The 15,989-nt window shown below is 63.4% G+C and carries 13 protein-coding genes and 1 rRNA gene; 6 read left to right on the top strand and 8 right to left on the bottom strand.

Annotation, left to right across the window (positions count from 1 at the left end):
* Window positions 1-84: 84 nt before the first annotated feature.
* On the top strand, window positions 85-1,146 hold the full coding sequence (locus CAY82_RS10290; protein ID WP_087501101.1) for a hypothetical protein: 1,062 nt from the start codon (window positions 85-87) through the stop codon (window positions 1,144-1,146).
* A 122-nt stretch (window positions 1,147-1,268) separates the two neighbouring features.
* Here the strand turns inward: CAY82_RS10290 and CAY82_RS10285 are convergent, their stop codons facing one another.
* A complete protein-coding gene (locus CAY82_RS10285; protein WP_087501100.1) occupies window positions 1,269-1,697 on the bottom strand; it encodes a PACE efflux transporter in 429 nt (142 codons plus the stop codon).
* A gap of 102 nt (window positions 1,698-1,799) precedes the next feature.
* Here CAY82_RS10285 and CAY82_RS10280 point away from each other — a divergent pair, with 102 nt between their 5' ends.
* Both CAY82_RS10280 and mcpA read left to right on the top strand, forming a co-directional pair.
* Window positions 1,800-2,678: a LysR family transcriptional regulator gene (locus tag CAY82_RS10280; RefSeq protein ID WP_087501099.1), complete on the top strand. Its 879-nt coding sequence runs from the start codon at window positions 1,800-1,802 to the stop codon at window positions 2,676-2,678.
* Window positions 2,679-2,820: 142 nt separating this feature from the next.
* A complete protein-coding gene (mcpA, locus tag CAY82_RS10275; RefSeq protein ID WP_063913988.1) occupies window positions 2,821-4,707 on the top strand; it encodes a methyl-accepting chemotaxis protein McpA in 1,887 nt (628 codons plus the stop codon).
* Between the two features lie 90 nt (window positions 4,708-4,797).
* Here mcpA and CAY82_RS10270 read toward each other — a convergent pair whose 3' ends face one another.
* The 3 genes from CAY82_RS10270 to CAY82_RS10260 form a co-directional block, all read right to left on the bottom strand.
* Window positions 4,798-5,862: a hypothetical protein gene (locus CAY82_RS10270; protein WP_087501098.1), complete on the bottom strand. Its 1,065-nt coding sequence runs from the start codon at window positions 5,860-5,862 to the stop codon at window positions 4,798-4,800.
* A 182-nt stretch (window positions 5,863-6,044) separates the two neighbouring features.
* The gene (locus CAY82_RS10265; protein ID WP_087501097.1) at window positions 6,045-6,422 is read right to left on the bottom strand and encodes a RidA family protein; all 378 of its coding nucleotides are present in this window, start codon (window positions 6,420-6,422) and stop codon (window positions 6,045-6,047) included.
* 12 nt (window positions 6,423-6,434) lie between these two features.
* On the bottom strand, window positions 6,435-7,571 hold the full coding sequence (locus CAY82_RS10260; protein ID WP_087501096.1) for an FAD-binding oxidoreductase: 1,137 nt from the start codon (window positions 7,569-7,571) through the stop codon (window positions 6,435-6,437).
* 115 nt (window positions 7,572-7,686) lie between these two features.
* On the opposite strand from CAY82_RS10260, the gene CAY82_RS10255 reads away from it, so the two are divergent.
* Together CAY82_RS10255 and CAY82_RS10245 are read left to right on the top strand one after the other, a co-directional pair.
* Entirely contained in the window at window positions 7,687-8,280 is a 594-nt protein-coding gene (locus CAY82_RS10255; RefSeq protein WP_087501095.1) for a helix-turn-helix domain-containing protein, read from the top strand.
* A 262-nt stretch (window positions 8,281-8,542) separates the two neighbouring features.
* Window positions 8,543-9,328 carry a sulfite exporter TauE/SafE family protein gene (locus CAY82_RS10245; RefSeq protein WP_087501093.1) on the top strand — a complete coding sequence of 262 codons (786 nt, stop codon included), beginning with the start codon at window positions 8,543-8,545 and terminating at the stop codon, window positions 9,326-9,328.
* A gap of 3 nt (window positions 9,329-9,331) precedes the next feature.
* Here the strand turns inward: CAY82_RS10245 and CAY82_RS10240 are convergent, their stop codons facing one another.
* Together CAY82_RS10240 and CAY82_RS10235 are read right to left on the bottom strand one after the other, a co-directional pair.
* On the bottom strand, window positions 9,332-9,871 hold the full coding sequence (locus tag CAY82_RS10240) for a histidine phosphatase family protein (RefSeq protein ID WP_087501092.1): 540 nt from the start codon (window positions 9,869-9,871) through the stop codon (window positions 9,332-9,334).
* Between the two features lie 140 nt (window positions 9,872-10,011).
* Window positions 10,012-12,246, bottom strand: a complete 2,235-nt coding sequence (locus CAY82_RS10235) for a TonB-dependent siderophore receptor (protein WP_087501091.1) — start codon at window positions 12,244-12,246, stop codon at window positions 10,012-10,014.
* 274 nt (window positions 12,247-12,520) lie between these two features.
* On the opposite strand from CAY82_RS10235, the gene CAY82_RS10230 reads away from it, so the two are divergent.
* On the top strand, window positions 12,521-13,750 hold the full coding sequence (locus CAY82_RS10230; RefSeq protein ID WP_087501090.1) for an MFS transporter: 1,230 nt from the start codon (window positions 12,521-12,523) through the stop codon (window positions 13,748-13,750).
* On the opposite strand, the gene CAY82_RS10225 is transcribed toward CAY82_RS10230, so the two are convergent.
* Both CAY82_RS10225 and rrf read right to left on the bottom strand, forming a co-directional pair.
* Entirely contained in the window at window positions 13,747-15,555 is a 1,809-nt protein-coding gene (locus CAY82_RS10225; RefSeq protein WP_087501089.1) for an ABC transporter ATP-binding protein/permease, read from the bottom strand. The two genes, CAY82_RS10230 and CAY82_RS10225, sit on opposite strands and share 4 nt — an antisense overlap.
* 275 nt (window positions 15,556-15,830) lie before the next feature.
* Window positions 15,831-15,946: ribosomal RNA gene (rrf, locus tag CAY82_RS10220) — 5S ribosomal RNA — on the bottom strand.
* Window positions 15,947-15,989 lie beyond the last annotated feature (43 nt).

Raw genomic sequence — 15,989 nt, 5'->3', positions numbered from 1 at the left:
GCCGGCGATGGGCTGCACGGCAGCCCCCTCAACCCCACCCTATACTCCGAGAACCACCCCAGCTTCTATCAGGGAGGCGGTTGCGTGAGCACTCGAGTCCTCCTGCTGCTGTGCCTGCTGCTGGCCCTGGGGGGCTGTGCAGGCAAGCCCCCACCTGCCCCGCCGCCACCCGTGGTGCTGCCCCCCGCCACCTGGCAACGCATCGACCAGGAGCTGATCGAAGCCTCGGTCGGCGCTGCCAGCTCGGCCAACGACTATGCCCGGCGCTCCATGCGAGTGTGGAAGGAACAGGTACAACAGCGCACCGAAAGCGACTTCATCCCCTGGTTCACCGGTTACTGGACCCAGCAATGGCTGACCCTCAAGGTGGCCTGGTACAAGATCGACAGCGGCGAGGGCCGGGAACCGGCGGAAAAACGCCTGGCGCTGTACCTGCAGGAGCAGTATCACAAACGGGTGATCGAACCGGTGGCCAAGCAGATCAACCCCGAAGGCATCCGCGACCGTGCCTGCGAGCTTTACCTGCAACTGCTCGGCCAGCAGCTGCCGGCCATCATCAGCCGCTACCACGCGCCACCCGAGCAGTTCAGCCAGCGCCTCAACCGCATCCCTGCCATCGCCCTGGGGCCGCCGGATGCACGCGATGCCAGCCTGTATCAACTGCTGCGGGCCAAGTCGCTGGCCCAGCAACCAGCCTGGCAAGCCATGCGCCAACACCTGCATCGGCAGGCCAGCAAAGGCCCCGCGAAGACCGATGTCGGGCTCAACTCGGTGGCCAACCAGGCCAGCGAAAAGCTCGGCGCCACCCTGGCCCCGCGGGGTATCGCCAGTGCCGTGGCGTCAGCGGTAGGCAAGGTGGCGGGGGCAATGATTTCGATTGCGGCAGCCGGCTACGGGGTCATGACCCATGACCGTGAACACCCGCAGATGGTCGAGCAGTTGCGGGTGATTCTCAACGTGGCGCTGAGCCAGGAATGGCAGGAACTGATGGAGAACCGCCAGAGTGGGGCCATGTCGGGGGTGTACTATCTGTCTGGGCAGGTCGAGGACAGTTTGCTGGCCAGTGCGCCGCAGCCGGCTGAACAACCGGTTGAGCAGCAGGTGAAGCAACAACAGGAACCTTTGATCATTCGCCTGCCGCCTTAATGGTTGACTGTTCCGGCCTCTTCGCAGCACAAGGCTGCTCCTACAGCGACCGCACCGGCCTGAAGGTTGTGCGGTCGCTTTAGGAGCAGCCTTGTGCTGCGAAGAGGCCGGAACAGGTTGAATCAGGCTGCTGCCATTGCCGAACTGGGCAAGCCAAAGATCCGGTCGAACGCCCAGTTATAGGCAAAGGTGTAGCACGGCACCAGCACGATGAACGCCATGTCCACCAGCAATGCCTCCAGCAGTGTCATGTCCAGCCACCAGGCAATCAGCGGGATCAGGTACACCACCAGGGTCAGCTGGAAGCCGATGGCATGCGCGACCCGCCGCGCCACGCTACGCCCGCGTTTGGCCTGGCGGCTCTCCCACCACTCGAACAAGGTGTTGTAGATCAGGTTCCAGAGCATGGCGATGGTGGTGATCATTACCGCCAAAGGCCCGGTATGCGACGCCTGGGTGTCCGACAGGTAGGCCAGCCCGAGGGTCGACATGCACAACCCGATCAGTTCATAGAAAGTCACGTAGACCAGTTTGCGTTTGAGTCCCTGCACCCGGGGTTACCTCCAATGACAAAAGCGATGGGGCGCGATCATGCTTCATCGGACTTGACAGCAAAAGTCAGCAGCTGTCAGATCCCCTGACAGGAGGCTGCCATGACCTTTTCCAGCGACAATATCCAGCTGTTTCTCGCCGTGCTCGACCGCGGTTCGTTCTCGGCCGCTGCGCGCGCCTTGCAGCGGGTACCTTCGGCCGTGAGCATGGCCATCGGAAACCTTGAGGCCGAACTGGGCTATACCTTGTTCGAGCGTGGCCCCCGCGAAGTCCGCCCGACCGCGCAGGCCATGGCGCTGGAACCCCATGCCCGGCTGATCGCCGAGCAACTGGGGCTGCTGCAGGTGCATGCTCTTGAGCTGTCCCAGGGGCTGGAGAGCAGCCTGACCCTGGCCGTGGTGCCGGACATCGACCACCGCCCGCTGCTGGCGGCCATCGCTCGCCTGGGTGAGCGCCACCCGCTACTGGACATCGCCCTGCTCAGTGCCCCGCAGGAAGAAGCCTTGCACCTGCTGGACAGCGGCCGCGCCGACCTCTGCATCGCCTTTGCCGGGCTGCAGGTCGATGCCCGTCGTGGCTTCCAGCACATCGGCATGGAGTCGCTGATAGCCACCCTGTCCCCCGCCCACCCGGCCTTGCGCGAAGGGCGTATCCACTACCTCGAAGACCTGACCCGGGTGCGCCAGATACTGGTACGCAGCCGGGACTTGCCGCTGGCCGACCCACGCCCGCTGATAGGCGCCACGCACTGGTCCACCGACAGCTTCGACCTCGCCCTGCAGATGGTGGAAGCCGGCCTGGGCTGGGGTGACTTGCCGCTGTCGCGGGTCGCGCCACTGCTGGCCAGCGGGCGCCTGGTGCGCCTGGATTTTCGCAACACCCGCAACGAACTGCAGTTGCCGGTACACATTTTGTGGCGCAAGCAACAACCGTTGCAGCAGGCTGCACGCCTGTTGATCGAGCAGTTGTGTAGCCGGTGATTACCGTCTGTCGAAACGACCGTAAGAATTTTCTGTAAGAGCTTCAATCTTTTACCCCTTGAGCCGATATCCCGGTCGATAGGTTCCGCAATGCGTCATGAGCGCGCTGCGTCCTCCCCTCACTGGCCCAAGGTCTCGAAACATGAACCTGAAATTTCGCCACAAGATCCTGCTCAGCGCCTGCGGCGTCGTGGTCCTGGCATTTGCCCTGTTCACGCTCTACAACGACTACCTGCAACGCAATACCATCCGCCAGAACATCGAAGCTTCGGTGCAGCAGTCGGGCGCACTGACCGCCAGCAGTGTGCAGAACTGGATGAGCGGGCGCATCCTGGTCCTGGAAAACCTGGCCCAGGACATCGCCCAGCAAGGCGCTGGCGACACCCTGGACGGGCTGATCGAGCAGCCGTCCTATACGCGCAATTTCCTGTTCACCTACCTGGGCCAGGCCAACGGTGCGTTCACTCAGCGCCCCAATGCGCAGATGCCCGCCGGTTACGACCCACGTCAGCGCCCGTGGTACGGCGCCGCTGCCAGCGCCGGGCAGTCCGTGCTGACTGCCCCGTACCAAGGCGCTGTCGGCGGCCTGATGGTAACCATCGCCACGCCTGTGAAAAGCAAGGGCAATGGCGAACTGATGGGTGTGGTCGGCGGTGACGTCACCCTCGACACCCTGGTCGAGATCATCAACTCGGTCGATTTCGGCGGCATCGGCCACGCCTTCCTGGCCGACAGCAATGGCCAGGTAATCGTCAGCCCCGACAAAGACCAGGTGATGAAGAACCTCAAGGACATCTACCCCGGCAGCAACCTGCAAGTCGCCGCCGGCATGCAGGATGTCACCCTCAATGGCCAGGACCGCATCATCTCCTTCGCCCCGGTGGCCGGCCTGCCTTCGGCACAGTGGTACATCGGCCTGTCGATCGACAAGGACAAGGCCTACGCCGCGCTCAGCCAGTTCCGCACCTCGGCAATCATCGCCATGCTGATTGCCGTGGCCGCCATCGCCGGCCTGCTCGGCCTGCTGATCCCGGTGCTGATGAACCCGCTGACCACCATGGGCCGCGCCATGCGTGACATTGCCGAGGGCGAAGGTGACCTTACCCGTCGCCTGACCGTGCAGAACAAGGACGAGTTCGGCGAACTGGCCACTTCGTTCAACCGCTTTGTCGAGCGCATTCATGCCTCGATCAGCGAAGTGTCTTCGGCCACCCGCCTGGTGCACGACCTGTCGGAGAAGGTGGTCAATGCCTCCAATGCGTCGATCATCGGTTCCGAAGAGCAAAGCATGCGCACCAACAGCGTGGCCGCTGCGATCAATGAGCTGGGGGCCGCCACCCAGGAAATCGCCCGCAACGCCGCCGATGCATCGCAGCATGCCAGCGGTGCCAGCGAGCAGGCCCACGGTGGCCGTGAAGTGGTCGAAGAAGCGATCAGCGCCATGACCGCCCTGTCGCAGCGCATCAGCGAGTCCTGCGCGCAAATCGAAACGCTCAACGCCAGCACTGACGAAATCGGCAAGATCCTCGACGTGATCAAGGGCATCTCGCAGCAGACCAACCTGCTGGCACTCAACGCCGCCATCGAAGCGGCCCGTGCCGGTGAAGCTGGCCGTGGCTTTGCCGTGGTGGCCGACGAGGTCCGCAACCTGGCGCACCGCACCCAGGAATCGGCGGAAGAAATCCACCGCATGATCACCAGCCTGCAGGTGGGTTCACGCGAAGCGGTGCACACCATGAACACCAGCCAGGTTTCCAGCGAGCAGACCGTGCAGGTTGCCAACCAGGCCGGTGAACGCCTGGCCAGCGTGACCCAGCGCATTGGCGAGATCGATGGCATGAACCAGTCGGTGGCTACCGCTACCGAAGAGCAGACCGCCGTGGTCGAGAGCCTCAACCTGGACATCACCCAGATCAACGCCCTGAACCAGCAAGGGGTGGAGAACCTCAACGAGACCCTGCGCCATTGCGACCAACTGGCCCAGCAGGCCGGGCGGTTGAAGCAACTGGTGGGCAGTTTCAGAATCTGATGGCCTCAGGGGCGCAAGGCCGCTCCCACAGGTGCCATACGGTTCTTGTGGGAGCGGCCTTGTGTCGCGACTGGGCTGTGCAGCAGCCTCCTACGCCACCGCCGCTTTAACCACTCTGCTCCGTCTGACCCAGGCCAGCAGCACCGCCGCCATCAGCACAAAGCCCAGGTAGCCGAACAACGGGTACACCTCACCCACCAGGCTAATGAACCCCACCAGACTGCAGCCGAACGCCACCACCCCGGTCACCACCGAGCCCCAGCGAAACTTCGCCGTACCCGCCGGCATCAGCCGCGAGAGGAACGAGAACAACGTACCTACCGCAGTGTTGACGATCATGCCGAAGATGATCAGGCACATCACCAGCCCCAGCAGTGGCGACACTTCGTTGGCGATCGACAGCATCGGCATCGGCAGGTCAGCCACACTGTCCAGGCGCGACAGCAGTCCGGCACTCATCACCAGCATCAGACCGCCCAGTGCTGCACCACCGAGCAGTCCACCCCATACCGCGGTTTTCTCGCCCTTGGCCGAACCGCCCAGAATGGCCAGGATCGGCGCGCCGGCAACGATGTTGTACGACACATACAAGAACGCCCCCAGCAACCAGTGGCGGGTGCCGGCCTGTTGCTGGCTGGCCAGCTGGTCGAGCTGGGCGAAACTCTGCTCCCGGCTGAATACGGCGTACAACGCAATCGCCGATGCCACCAGGATCAGCAGCGGCGTGATGGCACCAATGGCGAGTATCACCTTGCGCACGTCCAGGCACACGATGCCCACCACCACCAGCGTCACCAGCACGCTGCCAGCCAGTGCCGGGATGCCGAACTGCTGCTCCAGCAAGGCACCACCACCGGCCAGCATGACCACGGTGACGGCGAACATGAAAAAGGTGATCAGCCAGTCGACGAACAGCCCCAGGTGACGGCCGCAGATGGCCTGGATCACATCCTTGTGCGAGGTAGCCTGCTGGCGATTGCCCAAACCCGCCAAGGCCATGCCGAGGAAAGTGAACAAGGCCGCGCTGACCAGCGCACCGACCAACCCCCACACCCCGAAATCGACAAAGAACAACAGCAGTTCCCGACCCGAAGCGAACCCCGCCCCCACAATCACGCCGACAAATGCGCCGGCGATCTTCAGCTGCTCTTGCATGTGCACCTCTGGATTTATTGTTGTTGTCTTAATGCCACCACATCGCTTTTGTGGGAGCGGCCTTGTGTCGCGAAAGGGCCGCAGAGCGGGCCCGACGATCTATGCAGCAATGCAGAAATCCTGGGGCCGCTCCGCGCCCCTTTCGCAACGCAAGGCCGCTCCCACATGGGCCCTTTGTTCGGTCACAAATCGCCGACAAACGCCTGCACTTCGATCTCCACATCCACCCCTAGCGCCAATGCCGAGGCCACGGTCGAGCGCACTGGCAGCGCTGCACCGAAGAATTCCTTGTAAACCTCGTTGAAGCCGGCGAAGTGGCTCATGTCCGACAGCCACACCGTGGCCTTGACCACCTGGTCGAAACGCGCGCCGCAAGCCGCCAGGCTTTCGGCGATACGCTCACAGGCCGCACGGGTCTGGGTCTGGATGTCACCGCGCACCACTTCGCCGCCGGCACTCATCGGCACCTGGCCGGAGAGAAACAGGAAGCCACCGGCTTTCACCGCACGGGAAAACGGAAACGGCAGGCTGCTGGGGAAGCGCTGGATGTCATTGCTCATGGGATGCTCCTTTCAGGGTTGCTGGAAACGGGCCGGGGACAGGCGCTCGGGCACCACCCCCTGACTGACAAGGCCAGGACACAGGGGTTGGCCCAGCAGCAGGTCAGCGGCAAGGCGCGAGGCGCCCGCAGCCGACTGAATGCCATAGCCACCTTGTGCCGCCAGCCAGAAGAATGCTGGCACGTGTGTATCGAAACCGATCACCAGGTCGCCGTCGGCGACGAACGAGCGCAGCCCGGCCCAGGTATGGCTCGGCCGGCGGATCGTCAGGGTGGTCATGGTTTCGATGTTGTAGATGCCCAAAGCCACGTCAAGCTCCTCGGGCGCAGCGTCCTGGGGTTCGACCGGGTCGGCATTGGCCGGCGAACCCAGCAGTTGGCCGGCGTCGGGCTTGAAGTAGAAGCTTTCGTCGACGCCGATCACCGCCGGCCAGCGGGCGAAGTCCTGGTCTACCGGGCCGGGGAAGGTAAAGGCACTGCGCCGACAAGGTTGCAGGCCGATACGCGCCACACCGCACTGCTCGGCCACGCAGTCGGCCCAGGCGCCTGCTGCATTGACCAGCTGACGCGCCTGCACGCGAGTGCCATCGCCCAGTTCCACCTGCCACAGGTCATCCAGGTACCAGGCCTGGATCAGCTCGGCGTTGCAGCGCAGTTCGCCGCCAGCGGTGCGATAGCCACGCAAGAAGCCCTGGTGCAGGGCATGCACGTCCAGGTCCATGGCACCCGCTTCGAGCACCGCACCGGCCAAGGTCTCGCCACGCAGGCTCGGCACCAGGGCCAGGGCCGCATCGCGATCGAGCAGGCTGACCTCGGTACCATTGGCCAGGTTCTGCGCATGGGTCTGCTCGAGCAGCGCGCGCTGTTCCAGGCTGGCGACGTACAGACAGCCGCGTGGTTCCAGCAGCGGGTGCTCGCAGAAACCCTGCGGTGGTGCTTCGTAGAAGGCCCGGCTGGCACGCGTCAGCGCCTGGATCTGCGGGGTGCCGTAGGCCTCCATGAACATGGCTGCCGAACGCCCGGTGGAATGGTAGCCAGGCTGTGCCTCGCGCTCGAGCAGCAGCACCTTCTGCTGGCCGGCCAGGCGATAGCCCAGGGATGCACCGGCAATGCCGGCGCCGATGATCAGGGTGTCGTAGATCGGTGTCATGCACGCTCCCGCCAGGCGAATTATCATTTATGAGAATTCTAATATATGAGAATTTACGAATGCGCAAGGGTCCAAGGTAAGATGCCCGACCCATGCCGCATGCCGAGACCCCAGAATGCCCGCTGCCCTACCCCTGCTGGACCGTGCCGTAGTCGGCCAGCGCCTGCGCCAGGTGCGCAAGGCACGCCAGATGACCCTCAAGCAATTGTCCGAAGCCAGTGGTGTACCGCTGTCCACCTTGTCGAAGATGGAGCTGGCGCAGGTCTCGGTCAGCTACGAAAAACTCGCCGCCGCCGCCCGTGCGCTGAATGTCGACATTACCCAGCTATTACGCGCAAGCGGCGCGGTCACGGCGCCGGTACCGGTCACCGTGGTGGTCGATTCGCTGCCGGCGGCGGCAGGCTACTCGACCGGCACCTATGACTACCACCCGATCGCCGGCGACTTCCCGGAACGCCGGATGACCCCCGCCTATGCCCGCATCATTGCCCGGGAACGCGGCCAGTTCGACGATTTTATCCGCCATCCCGGACAAGAGTTCGCGCTCGTGCTAAGCGGGCGCGTCCGGATCGAGTTCGAAACCGGCGAAGCGGTAAGCATCGGGCCGCAGGAGACAGCGTATTTCGACAGCCAGGTGGGGCATATCTACCTGTCGGAAAGTGACGATGGCGCAGATGCACATGTGATGGTGGTGATGACTGATCGCTGACAAGCCCTCATGAAAGCAACTGCCTTGCTAAAAATCCGAAAACTGGCGCGATCCCCTGTGGGAGCGGGTTTACCCGCGAACACGGGCGAAGCCCGTGCCATCCACCGCGGCGCCTGCTTCGCGGGTAAACCCGCTCCCACAGGGAACCTATTCAGCCCCTGACTCGGTTATAACCTAATAACGAACAAGTCTATTTAGCTATAAAAAAATCTATATGCTGGCTGCATCCGATAACGGGCAAAGTTGGGCAGTCGAGTAGCGTATGGATGTAGGTTCTTTCGGTTTCACCATTGCAGGCCTGATCGTGGGTTTCATCGTCGGCATGACCGGCGTCGGTGGCGGCTCACTGATGACCCCGATTCTGTTGTGGTTTGGCATCAGCCCGGCAACGGCCGTCGGCACCGACCTGCTCTATGCCGCCATTACCAAGGCCAGTGGTGTCTGGGTGCATGCACGCAACAAGAACGTCGACTGGAGGATCACCGGCCTGCTCAGCCTGGGCAGCGTGCCCGCGGCGGCGCTGACCCTGTGGTTCCTCAGTACCCTGCACACCGATACCTCGGCGCTCAACGCCGTCATCAAGCAAGGCCTGGCAGTGGTGCTGATCCTGACCGCGCTGGCCATCCTGTTCAAATCACGTCTGCAGGCCTTCGCCAACCGCCACGCCGGTGACCACTACCACCTCAGCGACCGCAGTCTGAACACCCTTACCGTGCTCACCGGCGTGGTGCTGGGGGTTATGGTCACCCTCACCTCCATCGGCGCAGGTGCACTGGGTACCGTGGCGCTGTTCCTGCTGTACCCGTTCCTGGTCACCCGCCGCCTGGTCGGTACCGAAATCGCTCACGCCGTGCCGCTGACCCTGGTCGCGGGCCTGGGCCATGCGGGCATGGGCAACATGGACTGGTCGCTGCTGGGCTACCTGCTGCTGGGCTCGCTGCCAGGCATCTATCTGGGCAGCCACCTCACCGGGCGGATTTCCGACCACGTACTGCGTCCATGCCTGGCGGCGATGCTGCTGCTGATCGGCTACAAACTGGCGTTCTGACCTTCAGCCCAGGCGCAGGCGCCACTGCCCGGTCAGGCTCAGCTCTAGGCGCGACAGCGGCAACACGTCGATCCGCTGGCTGGCACTCATCGGGCACCCAAGCACCTGCACCAGCACGGCGCGCATGACCAACGGGTGGGTAACCGCCAGCCATTCACCCGGCCTGTCGAAGGCCGCCAGCCAGGCGGCCATGCGCTGGCAAAGCACGGCAAATGACTCACCGCCGTGCACATCACTGGCCGGGTCCCGCAGCCATTCGGCCAACGCCTGCGGTTGCTCGGTTTGCAACTGCTTCAACGTCAGCCCTTGCCAACGCCCCAGGTCGCAATCGGCCAAAGCCGGCTCGACCTGTACCGGCCCCGAAAGCCATGCCGCCGTCTCGCAGGCTCGCCGCTCTGGCGCAGTCAGCACCGGCACACCGGAAAGGTCGGCGAAAGGCTGTTGGACCAATGGCAGGACACTGTCGTCCGCACGGTGCAGGCGCCCGGTCTTCTGGGCCTGGGTCAGGGCGTGGCAGATCAGGGTCAGGCGGACGGCTTTCACCGGGTTTATCTCTCAGCGGGCTGGGGCGCATGGTTTAGCATGCTGTGGCAATTTTTGCCGCAACATTATGGCACCGGCTGCGCCGGTGTTCCGGGCAAGCCCGCTCCCACAGGGTGGGAGCAACTCTCTTGTGTTGCCTGTCAGAAGTTGATGTTCAGCGCAGCGAACACCGCCCTGCCCGGCTGGTTATAGGTATTTGCGCCCGAAGTACTGGCGTTACCGCCACGCAAGATCTGCTTGTCGAACACGTTGTTCACCCCCAACCGCACGTCGTAGTTGGCGTTGAACTTGTACCCGGTGCTCACATCCACCAGCCCGTAGGCTTCCACATCCTGTTGCGCCGCCTTGTCGTAGGCTTGCTGGGTACGGTCGTTGTAGGTCGGCGACTTCTGCTTGCCGAAGTAAGTACCCGCTACCTGGAAAGACAGCTTGTCGGTAGCGCGCCAGTCGAGGGTGGTGTTGACAGTGTATTCCGGGATCACCGACAGCGGCTCGCCGGTCTCGCGGTTGTCGTTGTCGAGCATCCAGGTCAGGTTGGTGTTCCAGTCCAGGGCCGGTGTCAGCTCGATGAACAGGTTGCCTTCGATGCCTTCCACCCGCGCCTTGCCGGCGTTGTCCCACTGGGTCACGCGGCTGCCAGTGCCGATGGTGTACAGCACATCGGTATCACCGATGATCTTGTTCTTGTAGTCGTTGCGAAAGTACGTGGCACTGGTGCGCCAGGTACCACGGTCGTAGAGCAGGCCGATTTCCTTGTTGACGCTGATCTCGGGCTTGAGGTCGGCGTTGCCCTGCAGGTAGCAGCCACCGTTGTTGGTCTGCTGCACGCTACAACCGTTACCGCGGCTGTACAGCAAGTAGTTGGGGTTGGACTGGTACAGGTTCGGGGTCTTGTAGGCGCGCGCAATGCCACCTTTGACCGACAATGCGTCGGTCAGCTTGTGCGACAGGTTCAGGCTGGGGCTGAAGTTGTCGCCGAAGGTTTCGTGATGGTCGAAACGCAGGCCCGGGGTGATGGTGGTGTCGCCGACAACGATGTTGTCCTCGGCGAACAGCGCATGGCTGCGGGCGGTCATCTTCGAGCTGCTGCGGTCGAAACCGACCAGCCCGTCATTACCCGTAGGGTCCGAGCTTTGCGGGCGCAGCGAGCCCTGGTCATTGAGCGTTTCATACAGGTATTCGCCGCCCAGGGTCAGCACATGTTCGATGCTGCCCATGGCGAAAGGCAGGTTCACTTCACTGCTCAGACGCGTGTTGCGCAGGCGCGACATGGCGGCGCCTTCGTCGTTGGGGGCACCTTCGGTGCGGCCTGCCAGGCCCTCGTTGAGGCGCCAGTTGCGCACGTACTCGTAGGCCAGCACGGTCTTGCTGGTACCCCAGGTGAAATCGCCCAGGTGGGTCAGGTCGTAGGTACTGCGTTGCATCACATTGGTTTCGTGGCCGTAGAGGCTGGACACGAAGTCGACGTCGCCACCGCCGTTGCTGTTCATGGTGTCGCCGGCAAAGATATTGCCCTGGCGGCTGTAGCCGGCACTGGCCTCGAGGCGGTGCTCGTCATTCAGCTTCCAGCTCAGCAGGCCATTGATATCCTTGTTGCGCACCCCTTCGCGGCCCGCCACCAGGGCACTGGTGGCATGCCCGGCGTTGATGTCCAGGCCGTCGGCGCCGGTCTTGGCCAGGCCGCCGTACAGGCGAAAGCCAAGGTTGTCGGTCAGGCCGCCCCCCAGGTTGAAGTTGGCGCGGCGGCTGGCACCTTCGGCGCTGTCTTCCGGCAGCTGGGTGTACAGGCTGACGCTACCCTTGAGTTCGTCGGTGGGGCGCTTGGTGATGATGTTGACCACCCCGCCCATGGCGCCAGAACCGTAGCGGGCGGCCGCCGGACCACGCAGGATCTCGATGCGCTCGACCGCTTCGGCCGGCACCCAGTTGGTTTCACCTCGGGTGTCACGGTCGCCGTTCCAGCCATAGCGCACGGCATTGCGTGCACTGGATGGCTTGCCGTCGATGAGGATCAGGGTGTTTTCCGGGCCCATGCCGCGCAGGTCGATCTGGCGGTTGTTGCCACGCGCGCCGCTGGCGCTGTTGCCGGTCAGGTTGACCCCAGGCTCGCGGCGGATGATGTCGGACAGGTCGTTGGCCGGCGGGTGGCGCCTGATGTCCTCGGCAGTGATGATCGACGTACCCAGAGCCTGCCGTGCCTCGCGCTCGGCTGTGACCAGGGTGTCCTGGATCACCAGCGCACTGTCGGCAACCGGCACCTCCAGCACCTCACCCACGCGCTCTTCTTCGGCCTGGGCCGTGCTGGCCACCATGACCGGCGATGCCAACGCGACGAACGCCAGGGCCAGGCTGTTGGGTGAAGTCTTGCACTGCATGGGTACATCTCCTGCGATTCATGAGCGAAACGGCACATCCCTGTCGGAAACCGGGAGCCCTCGCCCACCGGCCTCGCAAACACAGTTTGGCGGCCAACAGGGATGGTAAATATAGGTATTATCACCTGCGTTTAAATCTTATTTACGAAGTTTACAGGTTTGTAACTGCACCTTGATGAACCGATGGAGTTATCGACGCTGCGTCTATCCCCGATTTGCATCCTGCGTGATGGCTCCTACAGTTTCGAACGTAGCCCCTCTTCCGAGCCACCTGATGCGCAGCCACGAAGAAAGCCGCCCCACGATCCCCACAAGGCCCTTGTCGAAGATCCCTCGCAGTGTCTGGGCGTTGGGCTTTGTGTCGATGTTCATGGACATTTCCTCGGAAATGATTCACGCCCTGCTCCCGCTGTACATGGTCACCGTGCTCGGCACCTCGGTAGTGGCGGTGGGTTTTATCGAAGGTGTCGCCGAAGCGACCGCCTCGATCACCAAGGTGTTCTCCGGCGCCCTCAGCGACCGGCTGGGCAAACGCAAGCTGCTTACAGTGCTGGGCTATGGTCTGGGGGCGCTCACCAAGCCGGTGTTCCCCATGGCCTCCGGGCTGGAGTGGCTGACTGCGGCACGCTTCGTCGACCGGGTCGGCAAGGGCATTCGAGGGGCGCCGCGCGACGCACTGGTGGCCGATGTCACGCCAGCTGAACTGCGTGGTGCGGCCTTCGGCCTGCGCCAGGCGCTGGATACCGTGGGCGCCTTCCTTGGGCCGTTGCTGGCGATCCTGTTGATGTGGCTGACCGCGAGCCATTTCCAGACGGTGTTCTGGGTGGCGGTGATCCCGGCATTCGTTGCGGTGTACATCCTCATCGCCTTCGTGCGCGAACCCGAAACGCCGGCCACCACCCAGCCGGTGCGCTCACCGTTGGCACTGCACGAACTGGCTCGCCTTGGCCCGGCCTACTGGAGGCTGATCGGCCTGGCCGCGTTGTTCACCCTCGCCCGCTTCAGCGAAGCGTTTCTGCTGCTGCGCGCACAGGACATGGGCCTGGCGCCACTGTGGGCGCCGGCAGTGCTGGTGCTCATGGCCCTGGCCTACTCGCTGTCGGCCTACCCCGCCGGGGTACTGTCGGACCGCGCTGGCCGCCGCAGTGTGCTAATGACCGGGCTGGGGCTACTGGTCGCCGCCGACCTGTTGCTGGCCCTGCTGCCGGGCTGGGGCGGCCTGGCCATGGGGGTGGCCGCCTGGGGACTGCACCTGGGCTTCAGCCAAGGCATCTTTGCCGCCATGATCGCCGACAGCGCCCCCGTCGACCTGCGTGGTACGGCCTTCGGCCTGTTCAACCTGCTGACCGGGGTGGCGCTGCTGGTAGCCAGCGTGGTGGCCGGGTTGCTGTGGGATGGGGTCGGCTTTCAGGCGACGTTCCTGCTTGGCGCAGCGTGTGCTGGCGGCACCTTGGTCGGGGTTGCGTTGCTCAGATCAGGCCCGATCGCTGGCAAGCCGAACTAGACCAGCGCTGGCTGCTGCTCCAGTAACGACCAGCCGCCATGCCCATCCACCTCCAGCCGATGGGTATGGAACCCTGCCAGCGTACTGCGGTGTCCGACACTGACCAGCAACGCGCTCGGCATTTCCGTACGCAACAGTGAATACAGAGCATGCTCGAGCCCTTCGTCCATGGCTGAGGTGGACTCGTCGAGAAACACCACCTGAGGTCGGTTGAACAGCACCCGGGCAAACGCCAGGCGCTGCTGCTCACCGACCGAGAGAATGTGTGACCAGTCACAACTGACGTCCAGCCGCTCGGCCAGATGGGCCAGGTTGACCTGGCGCAAGGCCTGCTGCATCCGTGTTTCGTCCTCAGGCTTGCCGGCCGCCGGGTAGGCGATGACGGTACGCAGATCACCCAGCGGCAGGTACGGCCGCTGCGACAGGAACAGCGCCTGGTGGCCCAGCGGCCGCCTGACCTCACCCTCGGCATAAGGCCAGAGGCCCGCCAGCGCACGCAGCAGCGTGGTTTTGCCGCTGCCCGACGGCCCCTTGATCAACAGCGCCTGGCCGGCGTACAGCTCAAGGTCAAGGTCTGCGATAAGGGCATGCCCGTCGGGGCGCAGCACCTGCAGGCCGCTGATCGCCAAGGCATGCGCCTGGTCCTCGGTGATGACACGCGGCAAAGCGCTCGCCTGCTCATTGGCATCGAGGAACCCGGTCAGACGGTCGAGGGTGGCCCGATACTGGGCAAACGCATCATACGACTCGCGGAAGAACGACAACGAATCCTGCACCTGGCCAAAGGCCTGGGAGGTCTGCATGACATCGCCCAGCTTGATCGCCCCACTGAAGAAGCGCGGTGCCTGGAGAATGAACGGGAACACCACTGCAACCTGGCTCACGCCCAGGTTGAAACCACTGAATTTCAGGTTCCGGTACACCAGCGCCCAGGCATTCACGATCAAGGCACCAAAGCGCCCCAGCAAGGTGCCCCGCTCGACCTGCGCGCCTTGGTAGAAGGCGATGTTCTCGGCGTTTTCGCGCAGGCGCATCAGCGCGTAACGGAAGTTGGCGGTGAGCTTTTCGTTGAGGAAGTTCAGGCGGATCAGCGGGCGTCCGAGGCGAAAGGCGATCCAGGTGGCGACGATGACATAGAGGTACACAGCAAACACCATCGCCCGGGGGATCTCCACACCAGCCACAGCCAGCGGTGCCGACAGCCCCCAGAGAATCCCGGTGAACGCCACCAGTGACACCAGCGCGCTGACCGCGCCCAGGGCCAGGGTCACCGAGTTGCTGACAAAGGCGTTGACGTCCAGTTCGATACGCTGGTCGGGGTTGTCCACCGGCTCGGCGAGGAACTGGCCACGGTAGTAGGCATCGCCCTGCATCCAGTCGTGGGTCAGGCGCTCAGTCAGCCAGACCCGCCACTGGATGCTGAACGCCTGGCTTACATAGAAGGTGAACAGCGAACGCAGCACATGGATGGTGGCCAATACCGCGAAGACGCCAAGCAGGTACCAGAAGGCGGCCTGGTCAAGGCCCTGCAAGGCGCTGTAGAAGCCGTTGTACCAGAACGAGAACAGCACGTTCAGGCGCACCGAGAATAGCGTCAGTACCAGCAGCAGGGCGAACACCAGCAACGGCCGCCAACTGCGCCTGAAACTGAAATAGGGCCCGGCAAGCTGCCAGAACTGGCTGCCCCAGCGCGTACAGCGTACGGCCAGTGTGGCGGCTGCAGTGAAGCAGACAAGGGTGATGAACGAGGCGATTGCCAGCCAGCTCAGGCTCTCTTGCAGGGCCTGGTGCCAGTTCATTTCCATGATGGGTATCCGTGCTGAGTATTTCCGCGAGCGTAGCATTGACCTGTGATTCTTCAGGCATAAATGACGCACATTTCATGATTGCTTCTGGGAGCTACGCGGGCCCCTGTGGGAGCGGCTTTAGCCGCGAAGCAGGCTGCGCAGTGGATGGCACCGGCTTTGCCGGTATTCGCGGGTGAACCCGCTCCCACAGGGACCGCGTATGCGCGGGAGTTTTTGCGCCACAAAGACAAAACCCCTACCTGCATGCGCAGATAGGGGTTTTGCGAAATGAATCTTGACGATGACCTACTCTCACATGGGGAAGCCCCACACTACCATCGGCGATGCATCGTTTCACTACTGAGTTCGGGATGGGATCAGGTGGTTCCAATGCTCTATGGTCGTCAAGAAATTCTGTTGCCAGAAGGTCTGGGTAGACACTCCAGCGAATT

The organism is Pseudomonas sp. SID14000 (genome assembly GCF_002165135.1).
Taxonomy (GTDB): domain Bacteria; phylum Pseudomonadota; class Gammaproteobacteria; order Pseudomonadales; family Pseudomonadaceae; genus Aquipseudomonas.
The sequence above is the reverse complement of the archived record's forward strand: the minus strand, read 5'-3'. Positions and strand labels throughout refer to the sequence as shown.